This is a genomic window from Peribacillus sp. FSL M8-0224, from assembly GCF_038003055.1.
Taxonomy (GTDB): domain Bacteria; phylum Bacillota; class Bacilli; order Bacillales; family DSM-1321; genus Peribacillus; species Peribacillus frigoritolerans.
Genome location: NZ_JBBOOJ010000001.1, coordinates 4247879 through 4272060 on the forward strand (window position 1 = coordinate 4247879; position 24182 = coordinate 4272060).

21 protein-coding genes are annotated in these 24182 nt (G+C 44.6%); 11 read left to right on the forward strand and 10 right to left on the reverse strand.

The genetic code is table 11. The features are described 5' to 3' along the window. Positions 1 to 76: 76 nt before the first annotated feature. The 4 genes from MKX49_RS20435 to MKX49_RS20450 all read right to left on the reverse strand — a co-directional run bounded on the left by MKX49_RS20435 (position 77) and on the right by MKX49_RS20450 (position 6375). Entirely contained in the window at positions 77 to 1642 is a 1566-nt protein-coding gene (locus MKX49_RS20435; RefSeq protein ID WP_340877550.1) for a glutathione ABC transporter substrate-binding protein, read from the reverse strand. A gap of 100 nt (positions 1643 to 1742) precedes the next feature. Further along, positions 1743 to 3242 (reverse strand): chlorohydrolase family protein, encoded by a 1500-nt coding sequence (locus tag MKX49_RS20440; RefSeq protein ID WP_340877551.1) that lies wholly within the window; start codon positions 3240 to 3242, stop codon positions 1743 to 1745. 1 nt (position 3243) lies between these two features. Next, entirely contained in the window at positions 3244 to 4752 is a 1509-nt protein-coding gene (locus MKX49_RS20445) for an amidohydrolase family protein (RefSeq protein WP_098936392.1), read from the reverse strand. A gap of 66 nt (positions 4753 to 4818) precedes the next feature. Then, complete coding sequence (locus MKX49_RS20450; RefSeq protein ID WP_323598306.1) at positions 4819 to 6375, reverse strand: glutathione ABC transporter substrate-binding protein; 1557 nt, start codon at positions 6373 to 6375, stop codon at positions 4819 to 4821. 210 nt (positions 6376 to 6585) lie between these two features. Between MKX49_RS20450 and nikC the strand changes: the two genes are divergently transcribed. The 7 genes from nikC (at position 6586) to MKX49_RS20485 (ending at position 13321) form a co-directional block, all read left to right on the forward strand. After that, a complete protein-coding gene (nikC, locus tag MKX49_RS20455; RefSeq protein WP_053536318.1) occupies positions 6586 to 7488 on the forward strand; it encodes a nickel transporter permease in 903 nt (300 codons plus the stop codon). Between the two features lie 12 nt (positions 7489 to 7500). Next, positions 7501 to 8421 carry a nickel ABC transporter permease gene (nikB, locus tag MKX49_RS20460; protein ID WP_241591365.1) on the forward strand — a complete coding sequence of 307 codons (921 nt, stop codon included), beginning with the start codon at positions 7501 to 7503 and terminating at the stop codon, positions 8419 to 8421. A gap of 12 nt (positions 8422 to 8433) precedes the next feature. After that, positions 8434 to 9456, forward strand: coding sequence for an ABC transporter ATP-binding protein (locus MKX49_RS20465; RefSeq protein ID WP_439126781.1), 1023 nt, complete (start codon positions 8434 to 8436; stop codon positions 9454 to 9456). After that, positions 9456 to 10445, forward strand: a complete 990-nt coding sequence (locus tag MKX49_RS20470) for an ABC transporter ATP-binding protein (protein WP_289350924.1) — start codon at positions 9456 to 9458, stop codon at positions 10443 to 10445. The genes MKX49_RS20465 and MKX49_RS20470 overlap by 1 nt, the downstream gene beginning before the upstream one ends. Before the next feature lie 87 nt (positions 10446 to 10532). Next, positions 10533 to 11297 carry a sensor histidine kinase gene (locus MKX49_RS20475; RefSeq protein WP_340877552.1) on the forward strand — a complete coding sequence of 255 codons (765 nt, stop codon included), beginning with the start codon at positions 10533 to 10535 and terminating at the stop codon, positions 11295 to 11297. Continuing rightward, on the forward strand, positions 11294 to 11992 hold the full coding sequence (locus MKX49_RS20480; RefSeq protein ID WP_318292913.1) for a response regulator transcription factor: 699 nt from the start codon (positions 11294 to 11296) through the stop codon (positions 11990 to 11992). Before MKX49_RS20475 ends, MKX49_RS20480 begins: the two co-directional genes overlap by 4 nt. Positions 11993 to 11995: 3 nt before the next feature. Further along, positions 11996 to 13321, forward strand: coding sequence for a transporter (locus MKX49_RS20485; protein WP_340877553.1), 1326 nt, complete (start codon positions 11996 to 11998; stop codon positions 13319 to 13321). 58 nt (positions 13322 to 13379) lie between these two features. Here MKX49_RS20485 and MKX49_RS20490 read toward each other — a convergent pair whose 3' ends face one another. Beyond that, a complete protein-coding gene (locus MKX49_RS20490; RefSeq protein WP_340877554.1) occupies positions 13380 to 13967 on the reverse strand; it encodes an NAD(P)H-dependent oxidoreductase in 588 nt (195 codons plus the stop codon). A gap of 120 nt (positions 13968 to 14087) precedes the next feature. On the opposite strand from MKX49_RS20490, the gene MKX49_RS20495 reads away from it, so the two are divergent. Continuing rightward, a complete protein-coding gene (locus MKX49_RS20495; protein WP_340877555.1) occupies positions 14088 to 14516 on the forward strand; it encodes a MarR family winged helix-turn-helix transcriptional regulator in 429 nt (142 codons plus the stop codon). Positions 14517 to 14607: 91 nt separating this feature from the next. On the opposite strand, the gene MKX49_RS20500 is transcribed toward MKX49_RS20495, so the two are convergent. After that, entirely contained in the window at positions 14608 to 16065 is a 1458-nt protein-coding gene (locus tag MKX49_RS20500) for a protein adenylyltransferase SelO (protein WP_340877556.1), read from the reverse strand. A gap of 344 nt (positions 16066 to 16409) precedes the next feature. Beyond that, positions 16410 to 16829 (reverse strand): hypothetical protein, encoded by a 420-nt coding sequence (locus tag MKX49_RS20505; protein ID WP_340877557.1) that lies wholly within the window; start codon positions 16827 to 16829, stop codon positions 16410 to 16412. Between the two features lie 718 nt (positions 16830 to 17547). On the opposite strand from MKX49_RS20505, the gene MKX49_RS20510 reads away from it, so the two are divergent. Continuing rightward, a complete protein-coding gene (locus MKX49_RS20510; protein ID WP_144528787.1) occupies positions 17548 to 18243 on the forward strand; it encodes an FHA domain-containing protein in 696 nt (231 codons plus the stop codon). A gap of 97 nt (positions 18244 to 18340) precedes the next feature. On the opposite strand, the gene MKX49_RS20515 is transcribed toward MKX49_RS20510, so the two are convergent. Further along, positions 18341 to 20101, reverse strand: coding sequence for a hypothetical protein (locus MKX49_RS20515; RefSeq protein WP_340877559.1), 1761 nt, complete (start codon positions 20099 to 20101; stop codon positions 18341 to 18343). Between the two features lie 233 nt (positions 20102 to 20334). Between MKX49_RS20515 and MKX49_RS20520 the strand changes: the two genes are divergently transcribed. Beyond that, positions 20335 to 21723, forward strand: a complete 1389-nt coding sequence (locus MKX49_RS20520) for a hypothetical protein (RefSeq protein ID WP_340877561.1) — start codon at positions 20335 to 20337, stop codon at positions 21721 to 21723. A 374-nt stretch (positions 21724 to 22097) separates the two neighbouring features. Here MKX49_RS20520 and MKX49_RS20525 read toward each other — a convergent pair whose 3' ends face one another. Continuing rightward, positions 22098 to 23063: a quinone oxidoreductase family protein gene (locus MKX49_RS20525; RefSeq protein ID WP_340878585.1), complete on the reverse strand. Its 966-nt coding sequence runs from the start codon at positions 23061 to 23063 to the stop codon at positions 22098 to 22100. Between the two features lie 117 nt (positions 23064 to 23180). Then, positions 23181 to 23327 carry a hypothetical protein gene (locus tag MKX49_RS20530; RefSeq protein ID WP_100298038.1) on the reverse strand — a complete coding sequence of 49 codons (147 nt, stop codon included), beginning with the start codon at positions 23325 to 23327 and terminating at the stop codon, positions 23181 to 23183. A 158-nt stretch (positions 23328 to 23485) separates the two neighbouring features. Between MKX49_RS20530 and MKX49_RS20535 the strand changes: the two genes are divergently transcribed. Continuing rightward, a complete protein-coding gene (locus MKX49_RS20535; RefSeq protein ID WP_340877562.1) occupies positions 23486 to 24010 on the forward strand; it encodes a GNAT family N-acetyltransferase in 525 nt (174 codons plus the stop codon). Positions 24011 to 24182 lie beyond the last annotated feature (172 nt).

The window sequence follows — 24182 nt, forward strand, 5'->3', positions numbered from 1 at the left end:
AATCTTCCAATGAGGATTACAGGAATAATCCATTCTCCCCATTCGGACTCCGAACCTCTTCCCTCTACAAACTGTATCACTTGATCGTTACGTCATTTATCTCCAGGTAGCCTGAAGGGCTGATTGAAAATCCTTTTACTTCTTTGGCGACTGCCGCAACATTTTCTATGACCCTTACAGGAATGTACGGGGTGTCAGCCATTTCGATTTCCTGTGCCTCTGCGTATAGTTCTTTGCGTTTCCCTTCTTCTTTTTCCTTCCTGGCGGCATCTATTAAACGATCAACCTTTTGATTGCTGTAAAAGAATGTGTTACCTGCCGCTCCCTGTGATTCCGTATGAAACAGATTATATTGATTATAATCAGCATCCCCGGTCGCGTTTCTCCAACTGATGATGAACATTTCCGATTGTCCTTTATTCACTTGTTCCACGAATGAACCGTACTCCATGACCTGCACTTTCAAATTAATCCCGATCCCTTTCAGTTGGGATTGCAGGACCTCAGCCAAGTTGACTCTTTCTTTACTGTCCATTGTCAGGATGGTCGCATCCAGGCCTTTTGAATATCCTGCTTCTGCCATCAGTTTCTTTGCTTCCTTTAAGTTGTAATCATAGACTTCGAGATCTCCGTTGTACCCGAATACTTTAGAGCCCATCAAGGAGTTCGCCTTTACTCCCACATTATTGAAGACACCCTTGATAATCGAGTCCATCTCAATGGCATGGGCAATGGCTTTACGGACCCTTTCATCATTGAACGGTTCATTATTGACATTGAACCCTAAATATTCCGTACCATACCCTTCACTGCGGTAAACATCCATTGACGGTGATGATTCCACCTGGTCCATGACAGCTACAGGAAGCGGCTCGGCGATATGCGCTTCACCGGTTTCTATCATCGATATCCTCGTGGAGTCTTCCGGGACGACCTTGAAGATGACCTTGTCGACTTTTGGCTCGTCTCCCCAATAGCTGTCGTTTTTCGTCAATGTGATTTCCTGGCCTGGGGACCATGAATCAAAAGCGAAAGGACCGGTTCCATTCGGTTCCTGGATAATCTTTTTGCCGTACTTTTCAATCGTTTTCGGACTGATGATTCCGCCTTCGTGATTCGCCAATATGGAAAGGAGAGGGGAAAAAGGTTCCTTCAGGATGAATTGCACGGTAAATTCATCAACCGGTTTCACCTCTTTCACCATATCGAATACTACCGCTCTGGGAGAAGCGACCACCGGATCTAATAGTCGATCAAACGTCTTCTTTACTACGTCTGCATTAAATGGTGTGCCATCATGGAACTTTACATCTTCCCTAAGCTTGAATTCCCAGGTCGTGTCATTTATTTGCTTCCATTTTTCTGCTAGCATTGGCTGTATCTCACTATTCTCATCCCGCTGCACAAGACCTTCATAGATTTTATGGTGAGTGACGCTAGCGGCGTTAATCGTGGACATGAACTGCTGATCCAAGTTCTCAGCATCGGATAACCGGGCAATGACCAATGTACCCCCTCCGTTTGATGCTTTGTTCGGATCACTTTCTGTTGTGCTTACGTCATTGTTAGAAGAACAGCCTGTAATGATGATAGCCATGATCATGACTAGAAAAAGCTTTCCTGCCCCACGTTTTACCCCCATGGTCTTCTACCTCCCAATTTCATTTTTCGAATATTTATCTAATTATAGGAAATATTCTGACTATTTTTTTCGAATATCTTTACTATGTTTTTCATTTTCTTTACTTGTTTTCACAAATGGCTTCTGTATTGCTAATCGATTCCACGACCTTGAATGATGGCTTAAACAATTCATTCTCGGGAAGCCCCTGATAATCCCTTTCCATATAGCCTCTTCTCATCTTATTAAAATATTGCTGCCCCTTATATTTGATTTCCGTTAAATCAAGATCGGGGATTATTTGATCCTTCATGACCACCTTTCCATTGATGATCGATAATTTAACGTCCCTCCCGGATCCGCTTACGAACATGGTTCTGATCGGATCATCGATTACCCCCATATGGAAACCGTCCAATTCAATCGCGATGATATCCGCCTTGGCTCCCGCGGCGATGCGTCCTAGATCGTCCCTGCCAAGAAAAGCGGCCGCATCAAGTGTGGCTGACCGGAAGAAATCGGCATAGACAGAGCCTTCCGTTTCTCCTGCCGCCAGCCGTGAGAGCATACTGCCTGTCCTGACGTTCTGGAACATATCCGGAGGGAATGTGTCCGTTCCAAGGGCTATATTGATCCCAGCCCGTTTATATTTGGCAAAAGATTCTAACGCCTCCCCATGCCTCCCGATGATCAGCGGGCAATGGATCACCGTTGTATTCGTTTCCGCAAGCAGCGCCAAGTCATCACCCTGGCCATATTTCGCTTTGCTGTATCCTGAAATAAAGTGGGCGTGCGGGATCCCTGTTCTTGGACCGAGAAAGCCAAGGTCGTACAAATATCTGATCGGTGTAACATGATGGGCTTCCCAGATGGTGCTGAATTCAAAACTTCCTTGTGCAGCATGAAGCTTTATGGGTACATTCAATTTTTCGCTGTAATATTTAATCTGTTTTAATTGATCGGCCGTTTGAGACTCAATTCGTTCTGGAGCAAGCATCCCCCTGACCATGCCTTCATGGGCTCCATCGAATTTTTCCACAAACTCGACGGCTTTCCGCAACCCCGCTTCTCCGGCTTTTTCATCCCAATGAAGTTTGATTTTCCCGTCAGGCTGGACGGCTCTCATTCCTGATTGGAAACTTGGGCCAAGGTAAATCCTTAATCCCAAGCCAGCGGCATGTTCTGCGGCAGCTGCCAATTCATCATAGGTTTCAGCCCAGCTTTTATAAAAGACGGAAGTAATGGGCATCGCCGTCGTCACGCCATGAAGTATGAGCTGTGAATAAGCATATAGTGATTTAAACGCTTCTTCTTCCTCGGTCATTAATTCAGGATGTCCGCTTTTTATATAACTCTCCGACCAAAGAAGGTTTTTCTGTCTGTCGGCACCCGCTTCAAAATGTAAAATATCATGGTCAATGTCCCCTAATGCATTTAAATCTATGAACCCGGGACTGATAATCGCATGACCGGCATCCATTACCTCGTCCACTTCTTCTGGATAATTTTTTCCGACATACAAAATCGTGTCTTTTTCATAAACGATCTCCGCATTTTCCAAAATGACATGATCGCACCCGTCATACCCGATTACATATCTTCCTTTAAGTTTGGTTTTCATCTTATTCCCCTTTCACCATCGCGGCAGCGTCTTCGCGTTCGTCATATCGCTTTTCATCTACATAGGCCCTGGCATGGCCCCAGAAATATTTCGTCGGCTGCATATACTTTTCGAGCCCTGCACGCTTTATCGTTGAAAAGGCCTCCTCATTCGCTTCATCAAGCACTGTACTTTCATGGACCGTCCGTACATTCCTGCCTTCCATGATCAATTTCCCATCCACGATGACATGCTCCACATCATTCGCCACAGCTTGAAATACAAGCCGGTGAACATGCATGAATTCAGGGGTCAGGTGAGGCTGATGAAGATTGACCGTTATGACATCCGCTTTTTTCCCGATCTCAAGGGAGCCTATTTCATCATCCCAGCCAATGCATTTCGCAGCATCTATCGTGATCATTTCCAACAGCTTGCCTGGCGGTAAATAATAGTAGTCCCTAAGGGCGGCCTGGTGAACGAACTGTGTTTTCCTCATTGCCTGAAACATATCGAAACTTGTGGAAGGGGACGTCCCATCCGTGGAGATCGCCACAGTTGCACCCATCTCCAATAATTCAGTTATCGGGGTACGGGCATGAACCTGGCCAAATCCAGGTGATGCACTGACGTTGGTACCTGTTTCTGCCAGTATTCTTGCCTCATCGAAGGAAATGCCCCGACAGTGCTGTAGATGGACATCCGGACCCAATAGGGCATTTTCCTTATCCTGTATCGCTAAATGGATCATCCCGCCAAAGGCATCAGAGTGAATGCGTGTATTATACTTCCTGGCAATCTCCCTTATTTTCTTCGCTTGATACAGGTCATGGTCAGTCAGCCCATAAAGCCTGTCAGGAGATGTCGGATTGGAGGGATCCACTGATGTAACGATGACAAATGGTGTAATGAAGGCTCTCGTGCGGTCCTCATTTGCATGGTTCAGCGCCTCGATTACCGCTTCCGCCCCCTGTAATACCTCTTCATAGGTAACTTCCTTTACCACTCTCTTTCCATCGATCCACCTGCTGAATGAATGGGGCCATGGAGGATTGCAAGGACCCGTGCATACCACTTCCCTGATTCCCACTTCGGCGTATGCTTTTGCATGATTGATGGCGAAAATCGGTTCATCGGACCGCGGCATGGAGCCTAACACGCTCACCCCAGTCGTCACGCCTGCCTTCAATCTCTCAAGGGCGGATAACTTTCCTTCGTAATACCAAAACTCATCTGTAACAAAATGCTTGTACGTATTCGTCATGATCGGCATCCAAAAATCAATATTCTCCATGGCAATCGTTTTGAACATGGAATGTCCCCCATGCCCATGAACATCTATCAATCCGGGCAATATGCACTGATGGCTGCAATCGATGACTTTTACTGCCTCATACTTCCATTTCAGTTTTTCGGTCGCATCTACGGCTAAAATCCTTCCTTGATGTATGGCGACGGCGCCATCTTGCAGAATTCTCCTGTTTTGATCCATGGTAATGACGGTCCCATGGATTAGCAGTAAATCTATCATACTTTCCCCTCCTAATTGAGAAGACAGCATAACATCCTTATGCTGCCTTCCTTTTGTGATGAATTCCTACTTCACGGTTACGTCATCAAGCATTAAATAATTTGCCGGATTCAGCCAAAGCCCTTTAACTGTCCCGCCATATACGGCCAAGTGTTCATAGTTACGGATAGGGACATATGGAACTTCTTCTCTTTCAATTGCCTGTGCCTTCGAATATAGTTCCTTACGTTTATCGCCATCCGATTCTTTACGGGCATTTTCAATCAATTTATCCACTTCCGGATTGCTATAGAATGAACTATTTCCCGCAGCACCTTGGGATTTACTATTGAAAAGATTGAATTGATTATAATCTCCATCCCCGGTAGCATTGCCCCAGCCGCCTATCGATACCTGGTGCTCGCCCTTGGCTGTCGCGTCAATGTAAGCCCCATACTCAAGGACTTGAATCTTGACCTTAATTCCAATTCCTTTTAACTGGGATTGAATCACCTCGGCCATATTGATCCTTTCCTTACGGTCACTCGTCGTCAGGGTAAACTCCAATCCATCCTTGACCCCCGCTTCAGTCAAGAGCTTCTTCGATTCATTAATATCATAGTCATAGCCTTTTATATCCGGATCATAACCAAACACCTTTGGGCTCATTGTTGAATTTGCCCTCGTGCCGACATCGTTATAAACCCCTTTGATGATGGAATCGACCTCGATGGCATGAGCGACCGCCTTACGGACCCTTACATCATCAAAGGGCTTTTTCTTAACATTGAAGCTTAAGTATTCAACGGCAAGTCCCTCCGTGCGATATAAATCCATCGTGCCCGACGCTTCGATCCTTTCAATCTCCGTCACGGGCACTTGATCGGTCACATGCGCTTCACCCGTTTCAATCATCGCAATCCTTGTGGCATCTTCAGGGACCACCTTGAATACCACCCCATCAATCTTAGGCTTATCCCCCCAATAGTCCTTGTTTTTCGAAAGGGCGATTTCTTCACCAGGCTTCCACGATTTAAAAACGAATGGACCTGTCCCAACGGGGTTTTGCCCGAGTTTGTCACTATTTTCCTTAATCGCTTTAGGGCTGATGATGCTTCCTTCATTACTCACTAAAATCGATAACAGCGGAGCATAAGGATATTTCAGCTTGAATTGTACGGTCGTTTCGTCAATCACTTTAATTTCCTTGATCATTTCCAATTTACCAGCCTGCGGAGAAGCTGTTGCCGGATCCAGTATCCTGTCGAAATTGGTTTTCACCGCTTCGGCATTGAATGGAGCTCCATCATGGAATTTGACTCCCTCCTGCAATTTAAACTCCCACGTGACATCATCCAGTTGTTTCCACTCTTTTGCGAGCAGCGGTTTAGGATCCATGTTCTTGTCAGGAACGACCAATGTTTGATAAACCTTTTCATAAACGACGTTTGCAGATGGAATGTCTGTTATGAAATGGGGGTCAAGTGTGGTCGCGTCAGATAATCGCGCGACGATCAGCGTACCTCCTTCTTGCGCTTTTTCTGCTGTTTCCTTACTGCCGGTTTCTTCTGTTGCACACCCTGATAAAACGGATGAGATGCCTAATAAAGAAGCAAAAAGCAACCCAATCATACCTTTTCTCATTCTATTTCCTCCCTTTTCAACCTGCCTTTGTTTCTCCAAGTAACTTACAGCTATGAGTACATCGGGCTTAATGTAAATTATAAAAAAAAACCGAATTTTATATTTTCAGAATCTTTACTCTTTTTTTAATTATCTTTACTGCTTTTCCGCATCATATTTACTTCAATCCTTTTTTTGCATAAATTGAATGAAAGAAAAGGAGGAAATCCAATGAAGCCAGAGGTCGTCATCAATAATACCGAATTGAATGTAAAAGAAAGAAAATCTCCGAAACTAAGACACTGGAAAGCCTTTTATAAAAAATTCAAGCGAAATAAATTGGCATTGGTAGGCGGGTACATCGTACTTTTTTATATTTTATTGGCTATCTTCGCCCCTTTGATCTCACCGCAGGATCCCTATGAAATTGATTTAGTCAACAAACTCCAGCCTCCATCAGCCGAACATTGGATGGGTACGGATGATAAGGGAAGGGATATTTTAAGCAGATTATTATATGGAACACGGCTTTCATTAACGGTTGGGTTTGTCTCTGTTTTCTTCGGGGCGTTCATCGGCATACTCCTCGGGTTAACAGCTGGTTATTACGGAAAATGGATCGATACCGTCATTATGAGGATTGTCGATGTTCTGCTGGCTTTCCCGGGAATACTGCTTGCCCTTGCGATCATTAGTGCCCTTGGTCCGAGTTTAATCAATGTAATGGTAGCGGTCGGCGTCTTTTCGATACCGATGTTTGCCCGGATTGTACGCGGTTCCACATTGTCAGTCAGGAAGCTGGAATATATCGATGCCATTCGTGCATTGGGAGCGACTGACTTCACGATCATATGCAAGCATATTTTTCCGAATATTCTATCACCAGTCATCGTACAAGCAACATTACGTCTGGCAACGGCCATTCTGTCGGCAGCCGGATTGTCATTCCTGGGACTGGGAGCCCAGCCGCCCTCACCAGAATGGGGAGCGATGCTGAGCAGCGGACGGGATTATTTGTTCAGCGCCCCCCACATCGCTTTGTTTCCGGGGATAGCGATATCAACACTGGTACTTGGTTTCAACATCTTCGGGGACGGACTTAGAGATGCCCTGGATCCAAGAATGAAAAAATAAGGAGGAGAGAAAATGTTCGTATTCATTATCCGACGGGTACTTCAAACGATACCGGTATTACTGGGAGTAAGTCTTGTTGTTTTCCTCATCATGCAAATGGTCCCGGGAGATCCGGCAACACTGCTTGCAGGTGAAGGAGCGACTAAAGAAACGATTGAATCGCTGCGGCATGAGCTTGGCTTGGATCGTCCAATCCTCTATCAGTACGTTGACTATGTCCTTCATGCCGTTCAAGGTGACTTTGGGGAATCACTCCGCAGCAGCCGCCCTGTTTTGGACGAAATCATGGTCCGCTTGCCCATCACCCTTGAACTGGCACTTGCCAGCATATTCATAACCGTTGTGCTTGGAATGATCGCAGGAATCATCTCGGCCACCAAGCAATACTCGGCAGCTGACATTACCATCATGATCGTTGCTTTATTGGGAATCTCGTTACCTAGTTTTTGGCTGGGCCTCATGCTTATCTACTTCTTTTCCGTCAACCTTCATTTGTTTCCGGTTTCAGGTTGGGGAACTTTCAGCCATATGGTTCTCCCAGCCATAACCCTTGGGGCCGGCGGTGCGGCCATCGTTGCCAGGATGACCAGGTCGAGCATGCTTGAAGTCGTTCGCCAGGACTACATCCGGACCGCGAGAGCCAAGGGATTGAAAGAATATATCATCATTTATAAACATGGCCTGAAAAATGCGCTCATCCCCGTCATCACCGTCGTTGGCCTCCAGTTCGGTGCACTCCTTGGCGGCACGGTATTGACAGAGTCCGTTTTTGCCATCAATGGACTTGGGAGATTGATAGTCGATGCAATCAGAACGAGGGATTTGCCGATGGTCCAAGGCGGGGTCCTCATCGCTTCCGTCATCTTCGTATTCATGAATTTGGCAGTGGATGTCCTCTATCGATACTTTAACAAAAGAATAGACTTGAACTAAGGAGGTAGGATGATGAAACAGGTTGCTGATAAAATACTGGAGGTAAAAAACCTGCAAACCCACTTTTTCACTGATGAAGGAACGAGTAAAGCAGTCAATGGGATCAGTTTCTCCCTCAATAAAGGGGAAACGCTTGGAATCGTCGGGGAGTCGGGAAGCGGGAAAAGCATAACATCGCTCTCATTGTTAAGGCTCATTCCATCGCCACCCGGCAAGATTGCCGGCGGCAGCATCCTTTTTAAAGGGGAGGATCTGCTTACGAAATCTGAAAAACAGATGCGGTCCATACGCGGGAATGAAATTTCGATGATATTCCAGGAGCCGATGACGTCATTGAATCCCGTATATTCAGCGGGCGAGCAAATTGCGGAAGCGATTCGGCTCCATCAAAAGCTGGGAAAAAAGGAAGCATGGGATAAAGCCGTCGACATGCTTCGGCTCGTCGGGATCCCCTCACCTGAAAAGAGGGCAAAACAGGAGCCGCATGAGCTAAGCGGCGGAATGAGGCAAAGGGTCATGATTGCCATGGCACTTGCCTGCCACCCTGAGGTTTTAATAGCCGATGAACCTACAACAGCACTGGATGTGACGATCCAAGCCCAAATCCTCGAACTGATCAAGACGCTGCAAAAGGATTTCGGGACGGCTGTCATTTTGATTACACATGATTTGGGTGTCGTATACGAAACCTGTGATCGGGTCGCTGTCATGTACGCAGGGAAAATCGTTGAATACACCTTGGCCAAGGAAATATTCACGAACCCTAAACATCCTTACACCATTGGTTTATTGAACTCCCTTCCCCGTCTGGACATGGACCAGGAAGAACTGACCACAATTCCCGGGACCGTTCCAAGCCCTTACAACATGCCCAAGGGATGCAGCTTCGCTCCCCGCTGTCCACATGCGAAAAGCATTTGTGAACAAGCCGTACCGGATCTCCAGGCAATCGGCCCAAGCACAGAGGTCAGCTGCTGGATGTTCACCCCCCAATGGGAGAAGGCATATGAAGCTCAAGAAAAGGTGGGGATTTAATGATGGGTGTACCAGCTGCAGAGAAAAAGGTTCTACTTAAAGTGGATCAATTGAAGCAATATTTTCCGATCAAGGGAGGATTTTTCGGAAGGACCATCAATCATGTAAAAGCCGTTGATGACATTACCTTCGATATCAAACAGGGTGAAACCTTAAGCATCGTCGGCGAATCCGGCTGCGGGAAATCGACTACCGGAAGGGCCATCCTTCGATTGGATGAACCGACGAGCGGGAGCATTCACTTTCAGGATAAGGATTTACTGAGTTTAGGCAAAAAAGAAATGCGGCGTACCAGGAAAGATCTGCAGGTGATTTTTCAAGACCCCTTTGCCTCCCTTAACCCAAGACAGACGATCGGCAAAATTCTCGGGGAAGCTTTGGCGATCCAAAACGTAGTCCCTAAAGAAAACCGGAAGAGCAGGATTGAAGAATTATTGGGACATGTCGGGCTGAGACCTGAATCCATGGAAAGATACCCGCATGAATTCAGCGGCGGCCAGAGACAGCGGATCGGGATTGCGCGGGCCCTGGCAGTGGATCCCAAATTGATCATATGTGACGAAGCTGTATCTGCACTGGATGTCTCCATTCAAGCGCAAGTGCTGAATTTATTAAAATCCTTGCAGCGCCAGTTCGACCTTACCTTTCTTTTCATTTCACATGATTTAGGTGTGGTCAGACATATCTCGGATCGGGTGATGGTCATGTATCTTGGAAAGATAGTCGAAATAGCCGATAAAAAGTCCATTTTCGAACAGCCGCAGCATCCATATACAAGGGCATTGCTATCGGCCATCCCAGTACCGAATCCTGTACATGAACGAGAACGGATCCTATTGACGGGTGATGTCCCCTCGCCCATCGACCCGCCAAACGGCTGCCGCTTCCATACACGGTGCCCTTTTGTACAGGATATCTGCAAAACACAGATGCCCGAACTGAAACGATCCGCACAAAACCATCAAGTGGCTTGTCACATTGTGTCATAAGCTGTAGATTTCCCATGGGGTCTTTAGTATGATACTAATAAACAGAATCATTCAAGTATTTAAAAATATAACCAGCAGAGGTTCTCCATGCTAAGTTACGAGGGATTCACGTTAATTATCATGCTCTTCATTTTAGCTCCCATCATGGGAGCTATCGCTCTTTTATTTCTATTCATATTCGAGAAAAGGATCGATCTTCTTGAAAATAAAAACAAGGAGATCCGCCTGGAGCAAGCACTGCAAGAAGCACAATATAATAAATTGAACCAGCAGATCCAGCCGCACTTTTTGTTTAATACACTGAATGTCATTCTGGGCTTGGCCCGCCTGAACAGGACGGCAGAATTGATCCGGGCCTTAGAGGCTTTTTCGCAATTCCTGAAATTCAAGTATAAAGCAACGGAACCATTGATCCCCCTTTCCCAGGAAATCCAGTATACCCAGCATTATCTCGACATCCAGACCCTTCGCTTCGGTGATCGGCTCAAGATTGATATGGAGTGCCCGGAACCGTTATCAACCGCACTGGTCCCCCCCTTCATTCTCCAGACACTGGTGGAGAATTCATTTAAACACGGGTTGGAAAAAAAAGTCGGTGAAGCCCTGCTGCATATCCGGTTCTATCTGGAATCGCAGATGGTGTATCTGGAAGTGGCGGACAATGGATTGTTGGGAAATGAATCTTCCGTTACGGACGAAGGCGGCCATGGCCTTGATAATATCCAAAAACGTTTATATTTGTATTTCAATGACCGTGCACAATTGAATATAGCTTCCAATGAATCGGGAACAAAGGTAGAGGTATCATGGCCACTGGTTTTTGATAGGAATATGGAGGAGGCGGAGAAATGAATGTATTATTAGTTGATGACGAGCCATTGGTCCTTGAACAAATGGAATATATGATTCAGTCCATATACCCTTTTTGGAAATTTCACAAAGCTGCTGATGCCTGTCAGGCACTGACCCTCAATCAAAATCATAAAATCAACCTCGCTTTCCTGGATATTAACCTGCCGGGGCGATCGGGTCTTGAATTTGGTGAAGACTTAAGGGCGCTGAACAAAGATGTCGAAATCATCATGGTGACCGCGCATCAAAGTTTCGATTATGCCCAGCAATCCATCAGGATAGGCGTCGTTGATTATTTAACGAAACCTGTAATAGAAAGTGATTTGCATAAAGTCCTGGCCAAGTATGATAAAAGGGAATCTTCCCATAACTATTCAACCCTAATTCACCATTCACTTTCATTCATTCATGAAAACTATGCCGAAAAACTCTCCCTTTCTGACATCGCCCGTGAAGTGCATACCAATCCGACTTATTTAAGCAGGAAATTCCATGAAGAAGTCGGCACTTCGTTTTCGGAATATTTAATGCACTATAGAATAAAGGCCGCAAAAAGGACCTTAACCAATAACACCAGCTGGAGCATATCAGACGTCGCTGAAAAATCGGGTTTCAATAGCCAGCATTATTTCAGCACTTTATTCCGGAAGATAGAGGGAATCACGCCCAAGGAGTTCCGCGAGAAAGGAAAATGAACATTGCGATCACGTACATTTCAAGAATACGTACAAGGCCCCATTCAAATCGGGATGGGATTGGGGATCATCTCCCTCCTGGCACGCTGGGTGACAGGAACCACAATATTATCCTCCCCCGAATCGATGGTGAAGTATGGAGTTTTCGGAGGGATCGGATACGCCCTGATGGGAGCGATCGCCCTGTTCATGTTCAGCTTCATCGGGAAGAGGGTCCGGCAGGATTTCCCCGTGGGCTTGACCATGGGGGACTATTTGAAAGCAAGACTAAATCCGCTAGGCTATTGGATATTGATCGTGATTCTGGTCATAACCAATCTACACATTCTATTCATTCAGGGAATGGCCGCGTCCACCCTATGTCAGTTTCTTTTCGATACCCCGCTCTATGTCGGGCTGTTCTTTTTTTTCGCTTTCTGTGTCCTTTATGCTGGATTCGGCGGGTTAAAGCTCATTCATGGATTCGCCGCTTTTCAGGTCATTTCCATGTTTGCCGCAGTTATCTTGATTCCTTTATACTTTTTCGTCAAGGAAGGGATTCAGCCCGTTTATGATGGGATTCGTTTATACCATCCATACATGCTCGTCATCAATAAGTATGATCTTTGGAGTTTTCTTTTTGCAGGACTCCTTGTCGGGTTCGGCCAGTTTTTCTTTGACCTGACTTCGTGGCAGCGATTATTCATGATAGAGATGAAAAAGGTTCGATTGACATTCTCTTTATCAGGCCTTATATGGATCATATTCCCGCTCTCCTTTTCATCCCTGTTCATCATGGTAATCTTTACGGGCGGCTTCACTGATATACACTCGATTCTGGCTGGATTGGCAAATAAAATAACGACACCATTCTTTTTCATCCTTTTTGTGCTCTGCGCGTTCAGTGCAATCACCTCAACATTCGGTGCCTGCCTGCATTCATTGGTAAGCCTGATCGTAGCCAATATCCTTGAACCATTACAAACAAAAAAAAGCGACCAGCAAAAAATAAGGATGGCCTGCCTGCTTTCGATCTGTATTGGAGGATTGGTTTTCGTAGCTACACTCTTCTATTCTCCAAACCTATTGGAGCTCTTATTTTATTCAGGCAATATATACTCGGCATTGCTGGCTCCGATCCTGGTTATCGTATTCAGTAAAGGAAAAGTCGCTGATTACATACCGATAAGCGCGGTCCTGGCGATTGTGGCTTCATACATCATCCAGCCTCATGTAAGCGAATTCCAAAGCATATGGTTCAGCGGATTGGCTTCATTGACAATCCTGGTGATTTGTACGATCCTTACCCTCATCAAGAACAAATGGAGGATCGTGAAAACAAAACCATGAATACGGCCAACCCCATTCATTATGCATGAATGGGGTTCTTCTTTAATCCCGTAAAAACTTAGCTAGCCACCTTCCTGAAATACCGATAAACCTTTTCTAGCTTTTGGGTTTGTTTCCCCTTTGGGCTTTCCATATTCCCGAATTCGAAAAACTTCACTTTCTTGATCCCGACAAAATTGAATAGTGCTCTTTTCATCAATATTTTATGCGCATCATTCAACCACATAAGCGGATACTTTGCAGGTCCCTTCATCGTGGACACACATACGACCGACTTTCCTTTCAGAAGGCCTTCCGGGAACAAGCCCTTTTTGTCCCTGTAGGCAAAATTCGCAGAAAATAATTGATCGATGTATCCCATCAGCATGGCCGGTGGCCTCCCCCACCAGATCGGATAGACAAAGACAATTTTGTCGGCCCAAGTAATTTGATTTCTATATTTTTCAAGCTGAGGATCACGATGCATATCACGCCTTCGTTTATGCTCATTGAACTCCAAGAGCGGATTGAAGCCCTCTTCATATAAATCCAAGACCTGAAGCCCCTTTATGTTCGGGTTCTCCTTACTTCCTTTGACGACTTTTTCTAAAAAAGCATGGCTTAGGCTTTTATGATTTGGATATGTGTAGATGACCAGCATGTTCATGACGTACCCCCTATTTACTTATCATTTGATAACAATCATATAACACCATCTTTTTTATTGTCAAATGATAATTGTATTTTGATAATATTTTTGATATCTTCTCAGTAAGAGGTGAAAGTTATGGACAAAAAAGCTCTTTTTGAAAAAATGGTCACATTTACAACTTCCGTACATCAAGTGACACATGAATTGACCCAAAACGCCAAATCCGATTCCATCACGCCGGTACAATATAAAATTCTTGAATATATAACCGTCAGTCAGCCTGTCACACCAAGTGAAATCAGTGACTGTCATCATATCTCCATGCCTAACACGAGCCGTGAACTGAAAAAATTAAGCGAAAAGAATTTAATTGAAAAAATAAGTGATTCGGAAGATAGACGGAAACAATACATCCGCCTCTCCAAAGAAGGGGAAATGATGATGAACGAGGCTTTTGCAATCGTGGAATCCCGTTTCCTAAGCCGGCTGCAACATGCATCAAAGGAAGATTTAGCGGAGATTGACCGTGCCTTGGACATTCTTCAAACAAAACTTTTTTACTGATGAACACAAAAAGGGCTCCCGCAATTGAAGTTGACGAAGAATCGACTTCAATCGCGGGAGCTCTTACATTATCTCCATGCATGTTTTATGATCAGGTACCGCAAAAAGTCCGGTAAGGTTTTGTTGACTCAGGCAGTGCGGCGTATTCTGCTTGTTTTTCGCAGTGTGCATAAGGATTTGCAAGAACATCCAACAGCCGTTCCATCACGCTGTAGTCCTCTTGTTCCACTGCCGCCTCCAACGCCTCTTCCACCCGGTGGTTCCGCGGAATCACTGCAGGATTGCTGTTCTGCATCAACTGATTCGAAGACTCCTTCGATTCCTTCTGCCTCCCTAGCCTAGCCTGCCAAAGCTCCTGCCACTGGGCGAATTCCGGTGTCCCGAAAAGGACCGTATCCTCCTTTTTATCAAAGGTCAGAGCCCGGAATGTATTGGTATAGTCGGCACCATGCTTCTTCATCATACTGAGGATGCCATTAATAAGGGCTTCATCCTGAGTCTCTTCGTTGAATATCCCCAGTTTCGCCCTCATTCCCGTTAACCAATTGGAGTGATACAGATCATTAAAAACGGAAATCTTATCTTGGGCCAGTGTAACGGCCTGATCCTCGTCATCATGCAACAGCGGCAATAGGGATTCAGCGAATCGCGCAAGATTCCACCCCCCAATTACCGGCTGGTTACCATAGGCATAGCGGCCTTGCCTATCAATTGAACTGAATACGGTTGCAGGGTCATAGGCATCCATGAAGGCGCAAGGGCCATAATCGATGGTTTCCCCGCTGATCGTCATGTTGTCGGTGTTCATCACTCCATGAATGAAGCCGACCAGCTGCCATTGGGCAATGAGCTCAGCCTGACGCTTGACCACTTCCTGCAGCAGCGAAAGATAACGGCTTTCATCTGCTTCAATGTCTGGAAAATGACGCTCAATGGCATAGTCGGCAAGTGTCCGGAGCTCCTCGATCGTGCCCCATTTTGCAGCGAATTGAAAAGTTCCGACACGAAGATGACTCGAAGCCACACGGGTCATGATGGCACCAGGCAGCCCGGTTTCACGGATTACCGTTTCACCGGTCGTCACCACTGCCAGACTTCGGGTGGTAGGAATGCCGAGCCCGTGCATCGCCTCGCTGATGATGTATTCGCGCAGCATCGGTCCAAGTGCAGCCCGGCCATCGCCCCCGCGGGAATATGGCGTTCTTCCTGGACCCTTCAGCTGGATATCGACCCTCCCGCCTTCTGGCAACACCTGCTCGCCAAGCAATATCGCCCGGCCGTCCCCTAACATGTTAAAATGACCGAATTGATGCCCCGCATATGCTTGGGCAAGAGGCGAAGCACCTTCCGGGATCTCGTTTCCGGCAAACACCGCCACACCATCCTCGCTATTCAGCGACTTCACATCCAAACCAAGAGAATCCGCCAAACTCTCATTGAGAATGATCAACTCCGGTGAACGTACAGGAGTCGGTTTCGTGCTCGTGAAAAACTTTTCCGGTAGACGTGCATAGCTATTGTCTAAATTCCATCCTGTTTCATTAGTCATGGTTTCTCCTTTTCTTATTTTGACTTTTTATAAAAGATATTTCGCTCAAGATTCAGTTAAAACACGCGATAAAACTAAGTTGCAGTCCATTTTTTAATGTCTGCTTCTAACAATTAATTATACCTTTTTTGCATAAAAATGGCTCTTTTAAAGTCGTGTTAAATCCATGACGCCCCAGGATTTCATAAAACGATTGCGGTCCTTAGAATGAAAGAAAGCAGGTACCCTTAATGGGTTCCTGCTTCTTTTCCTAAGAATACCTTTGTCGATCATCGTTCCGCTTTTGCGATGGTGATACGGTTTACGGTCCCGTACGGAATTGGTTCAAGATTTAAGGTTCTGCTCTATTGATTTTTAAGTTCATCTTCATTTATACGAATCATTGCATCATGGTTCCCGCTATTTAGTTCTATTTTTATGATTCCTTCTCCGGATATTGATTCAAATGAACGAATTGTATCTCCTTTTATTTTTTCAGAGAAAACCTTTTCCCCCGTTGAATCTATTATTATATATTCTGATTCACTGCCAGTTTGATCTATGGAAATTGTATTTTTTTCTTTTAAAGCAGTTTTCATTTCTAGCGTTTTCTTTTTATGAATATAGCCAGAGACACTCATATCAGCCACTGATTCTTTCGAGTTTTTAATATTGGATGTATTAATTTCAAGTCCATCAGGTTTCATTTTTCCTGAATCCGTATAAACATTCATTAAGATTAGTCCAAACAGCAAGGATCCTATTAGCACTATTAATTTTTTCATAATTAAAATCTCCTATCTCATTTTTCCAATCATGATATGAATACTCACTTTAGTGGCCTCAATCAATATTACTACAATTACGGCCGATATAGGTATATTTTATTATAAAAACTATTTTTTATAATAAAAATAACAATTACATATGCCAATAGTTATAATTTTTCGCATCAAAAAAGCCTGCCACTGATTCGGCAGGCTTTTTTCTTCTTTTCTTATTGGTTCCATCCTCCACCCATTCAAAGGTAGTCTTAATTCAGTAAAGTCAGGCTGATAAAGGCAATGCCAAATATACAGTACAGAATGAGGGTAAAGGGCTGGGGAAAAATAATATATACGATCATACTGATGATCATCAGCAGGATGCTGAAGGCATTTATCCTATCTCTCCACATACTCACCTTTGGTCAACTCCTTTTCCACAAGCGTAAGGTACATTTTCATCGCAAACTTCTTCAAGTGCTGCCTGGCCGGCTTTGAGGAACCACTTCTCCCACAGTCAAAGCGAACATCAGCAAAAATTGAGTTTCTTCTTCATCCTTCGTTCCTCTTTGTTATAATGGCTGTGTGTCTAATTTGGATTTTTTTCATTTTTCGTTAGTAAGTAAGCGACTGATAATTTATAATTATAAAATTGAACCCACTAAACAGCCATGTAGCCAAAATGATAAATTCATGAAAATAATTTAAATTTTCAGATTTTTTAAGGGGTATGAAGTGAATGATCTATAAAACTTTCAAGGTTGTATTGAGGACCATGCACAAAGGCCAAACCGAGGAATTCGCCTATGTATATGAAGGGAAAAGCCTGCTGATCGGCCGGGCAAGCCAGCACTCCAAAGCTGATTTCAGGCTTTACAATGACTTTGTTTCCAGGGAACATTGCCGGATTTATATGGAGGAAGGGCAGCTCCTCATTGAGGATTTGGCAAGCAAACACGGCACCTCCGTGAACCAGATGCCGCTCGTACCGGGCAATCCATGTCACATTGAACCGGGGGATTCGATTGCTTTGGTCAATGGATTGATTGAATTCATAATCTCCATCGACAACGATTTAACAATGGATTTCACGCCGGTGAACCCCGAATTCCTGCAAACCGTCGCTATCAATGAGCACCTTCAGACCGTGATCATCAATGAAGAAGCACCCATTAAAATGCCGACCAAGGAATTCAATTGCTTTAAACTGCTATATGAAAATTTGGACAACCTTATTTCAAAGGAAGAAATTGTCCAGCAAGTCTGGCCAGAGCGAGTCGGAGATCCCGAGCAAATTGTGACGGCTGAGGAAATCGCTTCACTTCTGTACCGCGTACGGAAACGGTTAAATGGGCACTTTGCCATAAAAGCCGTCATTCAAAAGGGATATTATATGGAATCCATCCATTCATTCAATTTATCGGACTTATCATGACAATCATTCGAAAACATGAAAAAAGCATTGTGGATAACAATGCTTTTTTTTCATGCTTATATTGGAGATGGAAAGTGTATATGTCCACGGTCCATTATCATTTCTTTGGCAAATCCAGATTAGTGAATTCATCGACTGGAACGATGTCTTCTTCCATATCCATCACCTTCAGCACAACCCGGTCTCCTACATTCGTCAACACTACATCAGATAGCGCATTGACACCTGGATCCACCGAGAACCTCTTGGCATTGCCTTCGACGATTAAATGGAATACGTATCCATTCGAGAGATTGGCATCATTGATCCTCATTACCTTCCCCTTTATTTCTTTCATCTCAAATCCCTTTTGAGGCGTCACACCGCTTACTTTTCCTAAAGAGGCAATCAGTTTTTTATAATTGCGGAAAGCTTCGTCTTTCGTTTTCCCAAAGACCACTTGGGGATTATCGCTATTGGCATAAACGATCGCCACACCTTGGAACTTGCTGCCCTTTGTAACCGGAATCACATATGTGGGAGCACCGTAAATCGTATAGAAAATTCCATTAGTGGCTTTCCAGCCTGGATATTTGGACAAAAACTCACTCGCATTCGCGTTGGATTTTGCTTCCTTTCCAGTCAGAACGGACGTGACGCCTTTGTAGTACGTCATTTCACCGGTTTTGGCATTGAAAACACCATAACCTACAAGGGTTTTGGAGTTGCCTTTTGATTTAGCTCGGGTAAAGTCCACTACATAAATCAATTCGCCTTTTTCGTTAAACGTCACCTGCATATTATCCTCATTAGGAATCAGGACATCTTTCTTCGGTCCAATCAGGGACTGGTTTTTCCACCCGTGAATATATTTTCCCCAGTAAGTCCAATATTCCAGGGCTGTTTCCAATGTGAATGTCCGATCTACCCATTTAGGTTCTTTTCCTTTTGGATAGTATTTCGTGTCACCCGTTTCCGGATTCACCAATACCACCCCGTCCACCACGGGACCGCTGCGGTATTTCAAATAATGTCCGACTGAAGCTACGAAGAAGGGCTTTCCATCTTCGTTCGGTTCCAAATATGAATCATGGATGATTTTATTCGGATATGCCTTGCGGATGGTCCTTTCCAAATCATGATCAAGGTACTGTGATGGAGCATACAGCATCTTCCCTTTGACAGTACTTGCCCCTTTATCCGTCGATACGGCGGAAATCAGATTATAACCTGGCGTGTATCCCGCTTTCCCGGCTTTTAAAAAACCGTCCATTTCAATGGGTGATGTATAAGCCAATTCATCATTGATATTGGTCAGACGGTATTCGCCTTCAGTGAAATATGATGCATTTTCTATTTTATTAATTGCCGCATCGCCTTTTGCATCAGCCATTTTCACTGTAACGAGCGGCATGGTTTTTATATCTTGAACTTCTTCCAGCTCTTTTTTCTTATCGACCTTCGCCAATCCATGCAGCTCTGCGGCAAAAGTGAGCGGGTAAAACAGCATGATGACCCATGCGGCAATCAACACGACACCCATCAAACTGTTGAAATGTACGTTCCAAGGTGTTTTTGGCTGCTTTGCCGCTTCATTTCCCCTCCGATTCCGTCGGGTGCTTGAAGATTCACTGGCACTGTACATATACATGCTTGAATCGATGATGAGAATGAGCCCGAGAATAATGGCAAAACTCGAAAAGAATGCTGCGGCAGTAAGATCCAGCAGCATAATATCGATAACGAAAAACAATACGGAAGCAGAAACTAAAAGTCTCAGTCCTTGTTCTATGAAAAAAGGTATATCTTTTTTGGAGATGGCGTTTGTCCATCTCTGCGGAATCAAGGAAAGTCCCAATATGGCAAATGGTATTTTCATTAAAATTCCTTTTAAGATGAAACCGAGTAGTGAAAGTATCATGGTTTGAAAAATCTCTCCTTGTCATGTATGTTCCTATTTACCCATTTTACCACTTTTGTGCAACTAATTTACTATTTTTTAAATCTAGCGAAATTACGTCAAAAACTATTTGCTCCAACGATGCTACTTTTTCCGATTCAATGTTTATATAGACTCTAGAAAAGAATCGATGGCAAAGGGGGCGAATCCTTATGATTTATGAAGAAACATACCAATACCTATTAAGAAATGTATCCTCAACTGAATTCGATACGTGTTTGTACGCCTTGCTCCACAGTGATTGGGACGGGGTCATTCAGAGCCCGCCTCATATGATGGCCCGGGGAGTCGGAACGACAGAAAAGTACTTAAGGCAGATCATCCATAAATTCACCGCGCCAAAAGGATCACTAAAAAAAGTGTTTGTGCCTGTTCATCAAGGTGATGATGTTTTGTACAAGTTTAACCTTGGTCCTGCAAGTAATCTTGGCTATAACAGGAACACGGACCGTTATTGCAAAAAGTACCGTTTCTTTTATAGCGCTGCTTTCAAAGCCTTAACGATTCATGGAAAACGGCTGCTGCTTATGGGTGCCTTCCGAATGTCCGTTTTGAAGTCTGAAGAAGTACTGTTCGATTATCATGAAATCGTTCCTGATTCCAGCTCACCATTCACAAGGCAGCGCTTATTGGATGCAGTCGCTGCAATCCATGACGCTTTAGGCCATATAGTTAAGATTTCTTTTGCGAGCAGGGCTTTTTCAAAAAAAGAAGTTCTGGTATTCACCTTTACCGAAGGCGTCTTGGAGGAGTATAAGGAAAATAGGGCGGAACGGACATTGTTGCGGAGAACGATTTTTAACTCTGGCTACCTTGGGCATATCAATGATTCTGTATGCAGGGAATTGGAACGGGTCGGCAAATATATTTTCCGTTCATTTCTGCAAGAAGCGACGAACATCTCCCATGATATCCAAAAGGAGCTGCAGAAGTTAGCCCGTTTCATCTATTCTCACTCCCTTAAGAAATTTGGCCAGGCTCTACCCGCCAATAAGCAGTTGCTTCATGCCCCAAAACAAGCCTCTGCTTATTTAAGCAAAATCATGTACAATGAAGCATTGGAACAAATGGTCAAGTATGCCCACCAGGCAGAATCCATCAAAAGCCTGCTTGAACGCGACCATTTTCATAGAAACATCTCCGAGAAAGCTCTCCGCCGGGAAGTGAATGATTTGGAAATGGATGAACATATCGAGCCCATTCTCCGTAAATACCATCAAGCGGACTTCATCCGCCATGTGCTGAACGACTGGTGCGAAACATGGCTCATTTCCCGTGTAAAGACAGTGACCGATGAATTCCGGGCGGAAGGAAAAAGGAAAAGTACCAAAGATAAACAGGTCGCGGCCGAATATATGGCCCGAATAAGAAACGATACATATGGCCAGTTGGACAGGCTGTTGACCTTGCTTCTCCAATTCGGCAATCATGCAGTGGCACCGGACGTCAGGAACTTCCCTCTCACAAAGAAAAAGGAAACCCTCCAATCCTATTTCGCGATCCAAAAGGAGCGTCTCGATGTTCTCTCCATTTCCTCTTAAAATCACACGGTTTTAATATGTTTTCCAAGAGAACGGATCCGTTCTCTTTTTTTTGCTTGTAACAAATGCCGACTGTGAATTGCAGAATGACGATTGTGGTTTGGTGATTGGCGCACTGTGGATTTCTCCTCTGAATTCGTGTGTTGCATATGGCCCTTGTGGATAAAGTGACTTGGGCAGCAAGTTGTTTTGACGGCAGGCCATAACATCTGTAAGGGCAGGGGCATTTATTATGGAGTTATTCCAAGGGTCTAAGCATGGGTTTATATAAAGGAACTTAAAAAGGTTTTAATCATCAGTATGAATAAGGGGTTGAATCTCGGCAGACAAAAAGAAACAGGCCCCCATTTAGAATGGAAAGCCCTCATGATTTGCTATGGTATTAATAATAGTTTCCCCGAACTTTTCCGGCTTTCAAGAAGTCGATGTGCATCCGCCCCATTTTCCAACGAAAAAAGAGTCGGTTCTTTGATGTGGATTTCCCCTGACAGAATCCATTGGAACAGCTCTGCTGTTCTTCTTGTCCGTTCTTCATGGGTAGTCAGGACGTTCCATAGGTCTCCGCCTATTAATGCCTTGGATGTATCCATTAACATCCTGGGATCGATTTTCTCAGGATCACCGCCTGCCATCCCAAAGAATACGACAGTTCCTCCAGTCTTGGTCGCACGGAAACTATCCATCAAGGTTTGGCCCACTGATTCATAAACGACATCAACGCCTTTACCGCCAGTGACATCCTTAATGGACTCCACCCAGTCCGATCGGTAAAGGAAAACATGATCCGCACCCATTTGTTTGGCAACAGCCGCTTTATCATTCGATGAGGTCAAGCCAATGACCTGACCGCCCTTCATCCTGATCATCTGTGTCAGTAATTGACCGACTCCGCCTGCAGCGGCATGGACCAGAGTGGTTTCCCCTTCTTTAACCGGATGGCTGTCATGCGTTAAATATTGGGCAGTCAATCCTTGAAGTAAAACGGAAGCGGCCGTTTCAAAAGAAATGCCCTCAGGCAGCGGCAACAGCTTATCAGCTGGAACTGAAACCAGCTCCGCATTGGCATGGGGAACATCAGCGAACCCGACACGATCTCCTGCTTTCACATGATGGACATCTTCTCCGGCATATTCGATGACCCCTGCCCCTTCATACCCTAAAATGAAGGGGGGATCACCCACCAAATGATAATTCCCTTTCCTTCTATATACATCAGCAAAATTCAATCCAATTGCTTTCATTCGAACGATCACGGCTGATTTTGAACGTTCAGGTTCTGCAATTTCCTTTACAGACAGAACTTCCGGACCGCCGAAATCATCAAAGACAAGTGCTTTCATCATCCTAACTCCCTTCAATGCTTCTTCATTCTTTAAGATATAGGATGGACCCTTTGATGGCAAGAAACACAAAAGACCGCCCTGCCCATTAAAGGCAGGAGCGGTCACTACGTTTACTCAATCTGTATTGGAACCAGGACCGTTCTTTCGTTTATTTGCAGAATATTCCTTACCGTGTGCTTCATGTTCTGCAATGATATCCGCTTTCGGTATATGGTTATTCTTTTTTGGTGAAGCGATGCGGTTGCGATGTTTTTTTCCCATGATCTATCTCCCCTTCATCATATGTTTTTTTAAATTGAACTAATGTTAGCTTGTCCGATTACCACCGAAAATACCGGCAAAATAAGCACTTCATAATAAAGGAAAAACCTTTGTGGGGACCGAATAGATAGAAAACTGATTTATGAGGAGGGAAAAAAATGTTTCCTGAATTGAACACGGAAAGGTTACGCTTACGGGAAATTCGTGAAAGTGATGCGGAAGCTCTTTTCCAATGCTTATCAAAAGATGAAGTCACCCGCTTTTATGGACAGGATTCATTGGAGAATGTCGAACAGGCCAAGGATATTGTAGCAGCCTTTGCGAAAAACTATCATGAAAAACGAGCCGTTCGATGGGGAATTGAAAGAAAAGATACACAGGAATTGATTGGCACCATCGGTTTTCATGCCCACAGTCCCAAATACAGGCGGGCGGAAATCGGTTATGAAATCCATCCAGCACATTGGCGCAAAGGATTTGCGTCAGAAGCGCTTAAGGAAGCAATCGCCTACGGTTTCACCCATCTTGATTTAACCCGTATCGGCGCGGTCGTTTTTCTGGAAAATCAGCCATCAAGTGAGCTCTTGCTTAAGCTGGGTTTCTTCCAGGAAGGAGTATTAAGGAGTTATATTTACCAAAACGGGATTCCTCATGATACATATGTCTATTCCTTGCTGAAGTGAAACCTTTGGAAGGTTGCACCTGAAGAAATTCGCGACAGTCGGGGGAAAGGGTGCGAATTTACCAAGATTCGGTTCTGTCCGGAGCATCCTTCCCCCATTCCATTTACTTATTTTGACAGGATAAAATCGTGAATAATCTTCCTTTATATTCCAAATTACCTACAAAAAAAAG

What these genes read in the sequence shown, in the direction of transcription:
- MKX49_RS20435 (WP_340877550.1), bottom strand. Translation starts at nt 1,642, where the DNA reads ATGGGGGTAAAACGTGGGGCAGGAAAGCTTTTTCTAGTCATGATCATG.
- MKX49_RS20440 (WP_340877551.1), bottom strand. Translation starts at nt 3,242, where the DNA reads ATGAAAACCAAACTTAAAGGAAGATATGTAATCGGGTATGACGGGTGC.
- MKX49_RS20445 (WP_098936392.1), bottom strand. Translation starts at nt 4,752, where the DNA reads ATGATAGATTTACTGCTAATCCATGGGACCGTCATTACCATGGATCAA.
- MKX49_RS20450 (WP_323598306.1), bottom strand. Translation starts at nt 6,375, where the DNA reads ATGAGAAAAGGTATGATTGGGTTGCTTTTTGCTTCTTTATTAGGCATC.
- nikC (WP_053536318.1), top strand. Translation starts at nt 6,586, where the DNA reads ATGAAGCCAGAGGTCGTCATCAATAATACCGAATTGAATGTAAAAGAA.
- nikB (WP_241591365.1), top strand. Translation starts at nt 7,501, where the DNA reads ATGTTCGTATTCATTATCCGACGGGTACTTCAAACGATACCGGTATTA.
- MKX49_RS20465 (WP_439126781.1), top strand. Translation starts at nt 8,434, where the DNA reads ATGAAACAGGTTGCTGATAAAATACTGGAGGTAAAAAACCTGCAAACC.
- MKX49_RS20470 (WP_289350924.1), top strand. Translation starts at nt 9,456, where the DNA reads ATGATGGGTGTACCAGCTGCAGAGAAAAAGGTTCTACTTAAAGTGGAT.
- MKX49_RS20475 (WP_340877552.1), top strand. Translation starts at nt 10,533, where the DNA reads ATGCTAAGTTACGAGGGATTCACGTTAATTATCATGCTCTTCATTTTA.
- MKX49_RS20480 (WP_318292913.1), top strand. Translation starts at nt 11,294, where the DNA reads ATGAATGTATTATTAGTTGATGACGAGCCATTGGTCCTTGAACAAATG.
- MKX49_RS20490 (WP_340877554.1), bottom strand. Translation starts at nt 13,967, where the DNA reads ATGAACATGCTGGTCATCTACACATATCCAAATCATAAAAGCCTAAGC.
- MKX49_RS20495 (WP_340877555.1), top strand. Translation starts at nt 14,088, where the DNA reads ATGGACAAAAAAGCTCTTTTTGAAAAAATGGTCACATTTACAACTTCC.
- MKX49_RS20500 (WP_340877556.1), bottom strand. Translation starts at nt 16,065, where the DNA reads ATGACTAATGAAACAGGATGGAATTTAGACAATAGCTATGCACGTCTA.
- MKX49_RS20505 (WP_340877557.1), bottom strand. Translation starts at nt 16,829, where the DNA reads ATGAAAAAATTAATAGTGCTAATAGGATCCTTGCTGTTTGGACTAATC.
- MKX49_RS20510 (WP_144528787.1), top strand. Translation starts at nt 17,548, where the DNA reads ATGATCTATAAAACTTTCAAGGTTGTATTGAGGACCATGCACAAAGGC.
- MKX49_RS20515 (WP_340877559.1), bottom strand. Translation starts at nt 20,101, where the DNA reads ATGAAAATACCATTTGCCATATTGGGACTTTCCTTGATTCCGCAGAGA.
- MKX49_RS20520 (WP_340877561.1), top strand. Translation starts at nt 20,335, where the DNA reads ATGATTTATGAAGAAACATACCAATACCTATTAAGAAATGTATCCTCA.
- MKX49_RS20525 (WP_340878585.1), bottom strand. Translation starts at nt 23,063, where the DNA reads ATGAAAGCACTTGTCTTTGATGATTTCGGCGGTCCGGAAGTTCTGTCT.
- MKX49_RS20530 (WP_100298038.1), bottom strand. Translation starts at nt 23,327, where the DNA reads ATGGGAAAAAAACATCGCAACCGCATCGCTTCACCAAAAAAGAATAAC.
- MKX49_RS20535 (WP_340877562.1), top strand. Translation starts at nt 23,486, where the DNA reads ATGTTTCCTGAATTGAACACGGAAAGGTTACGCTTACGGGAAATTCGT.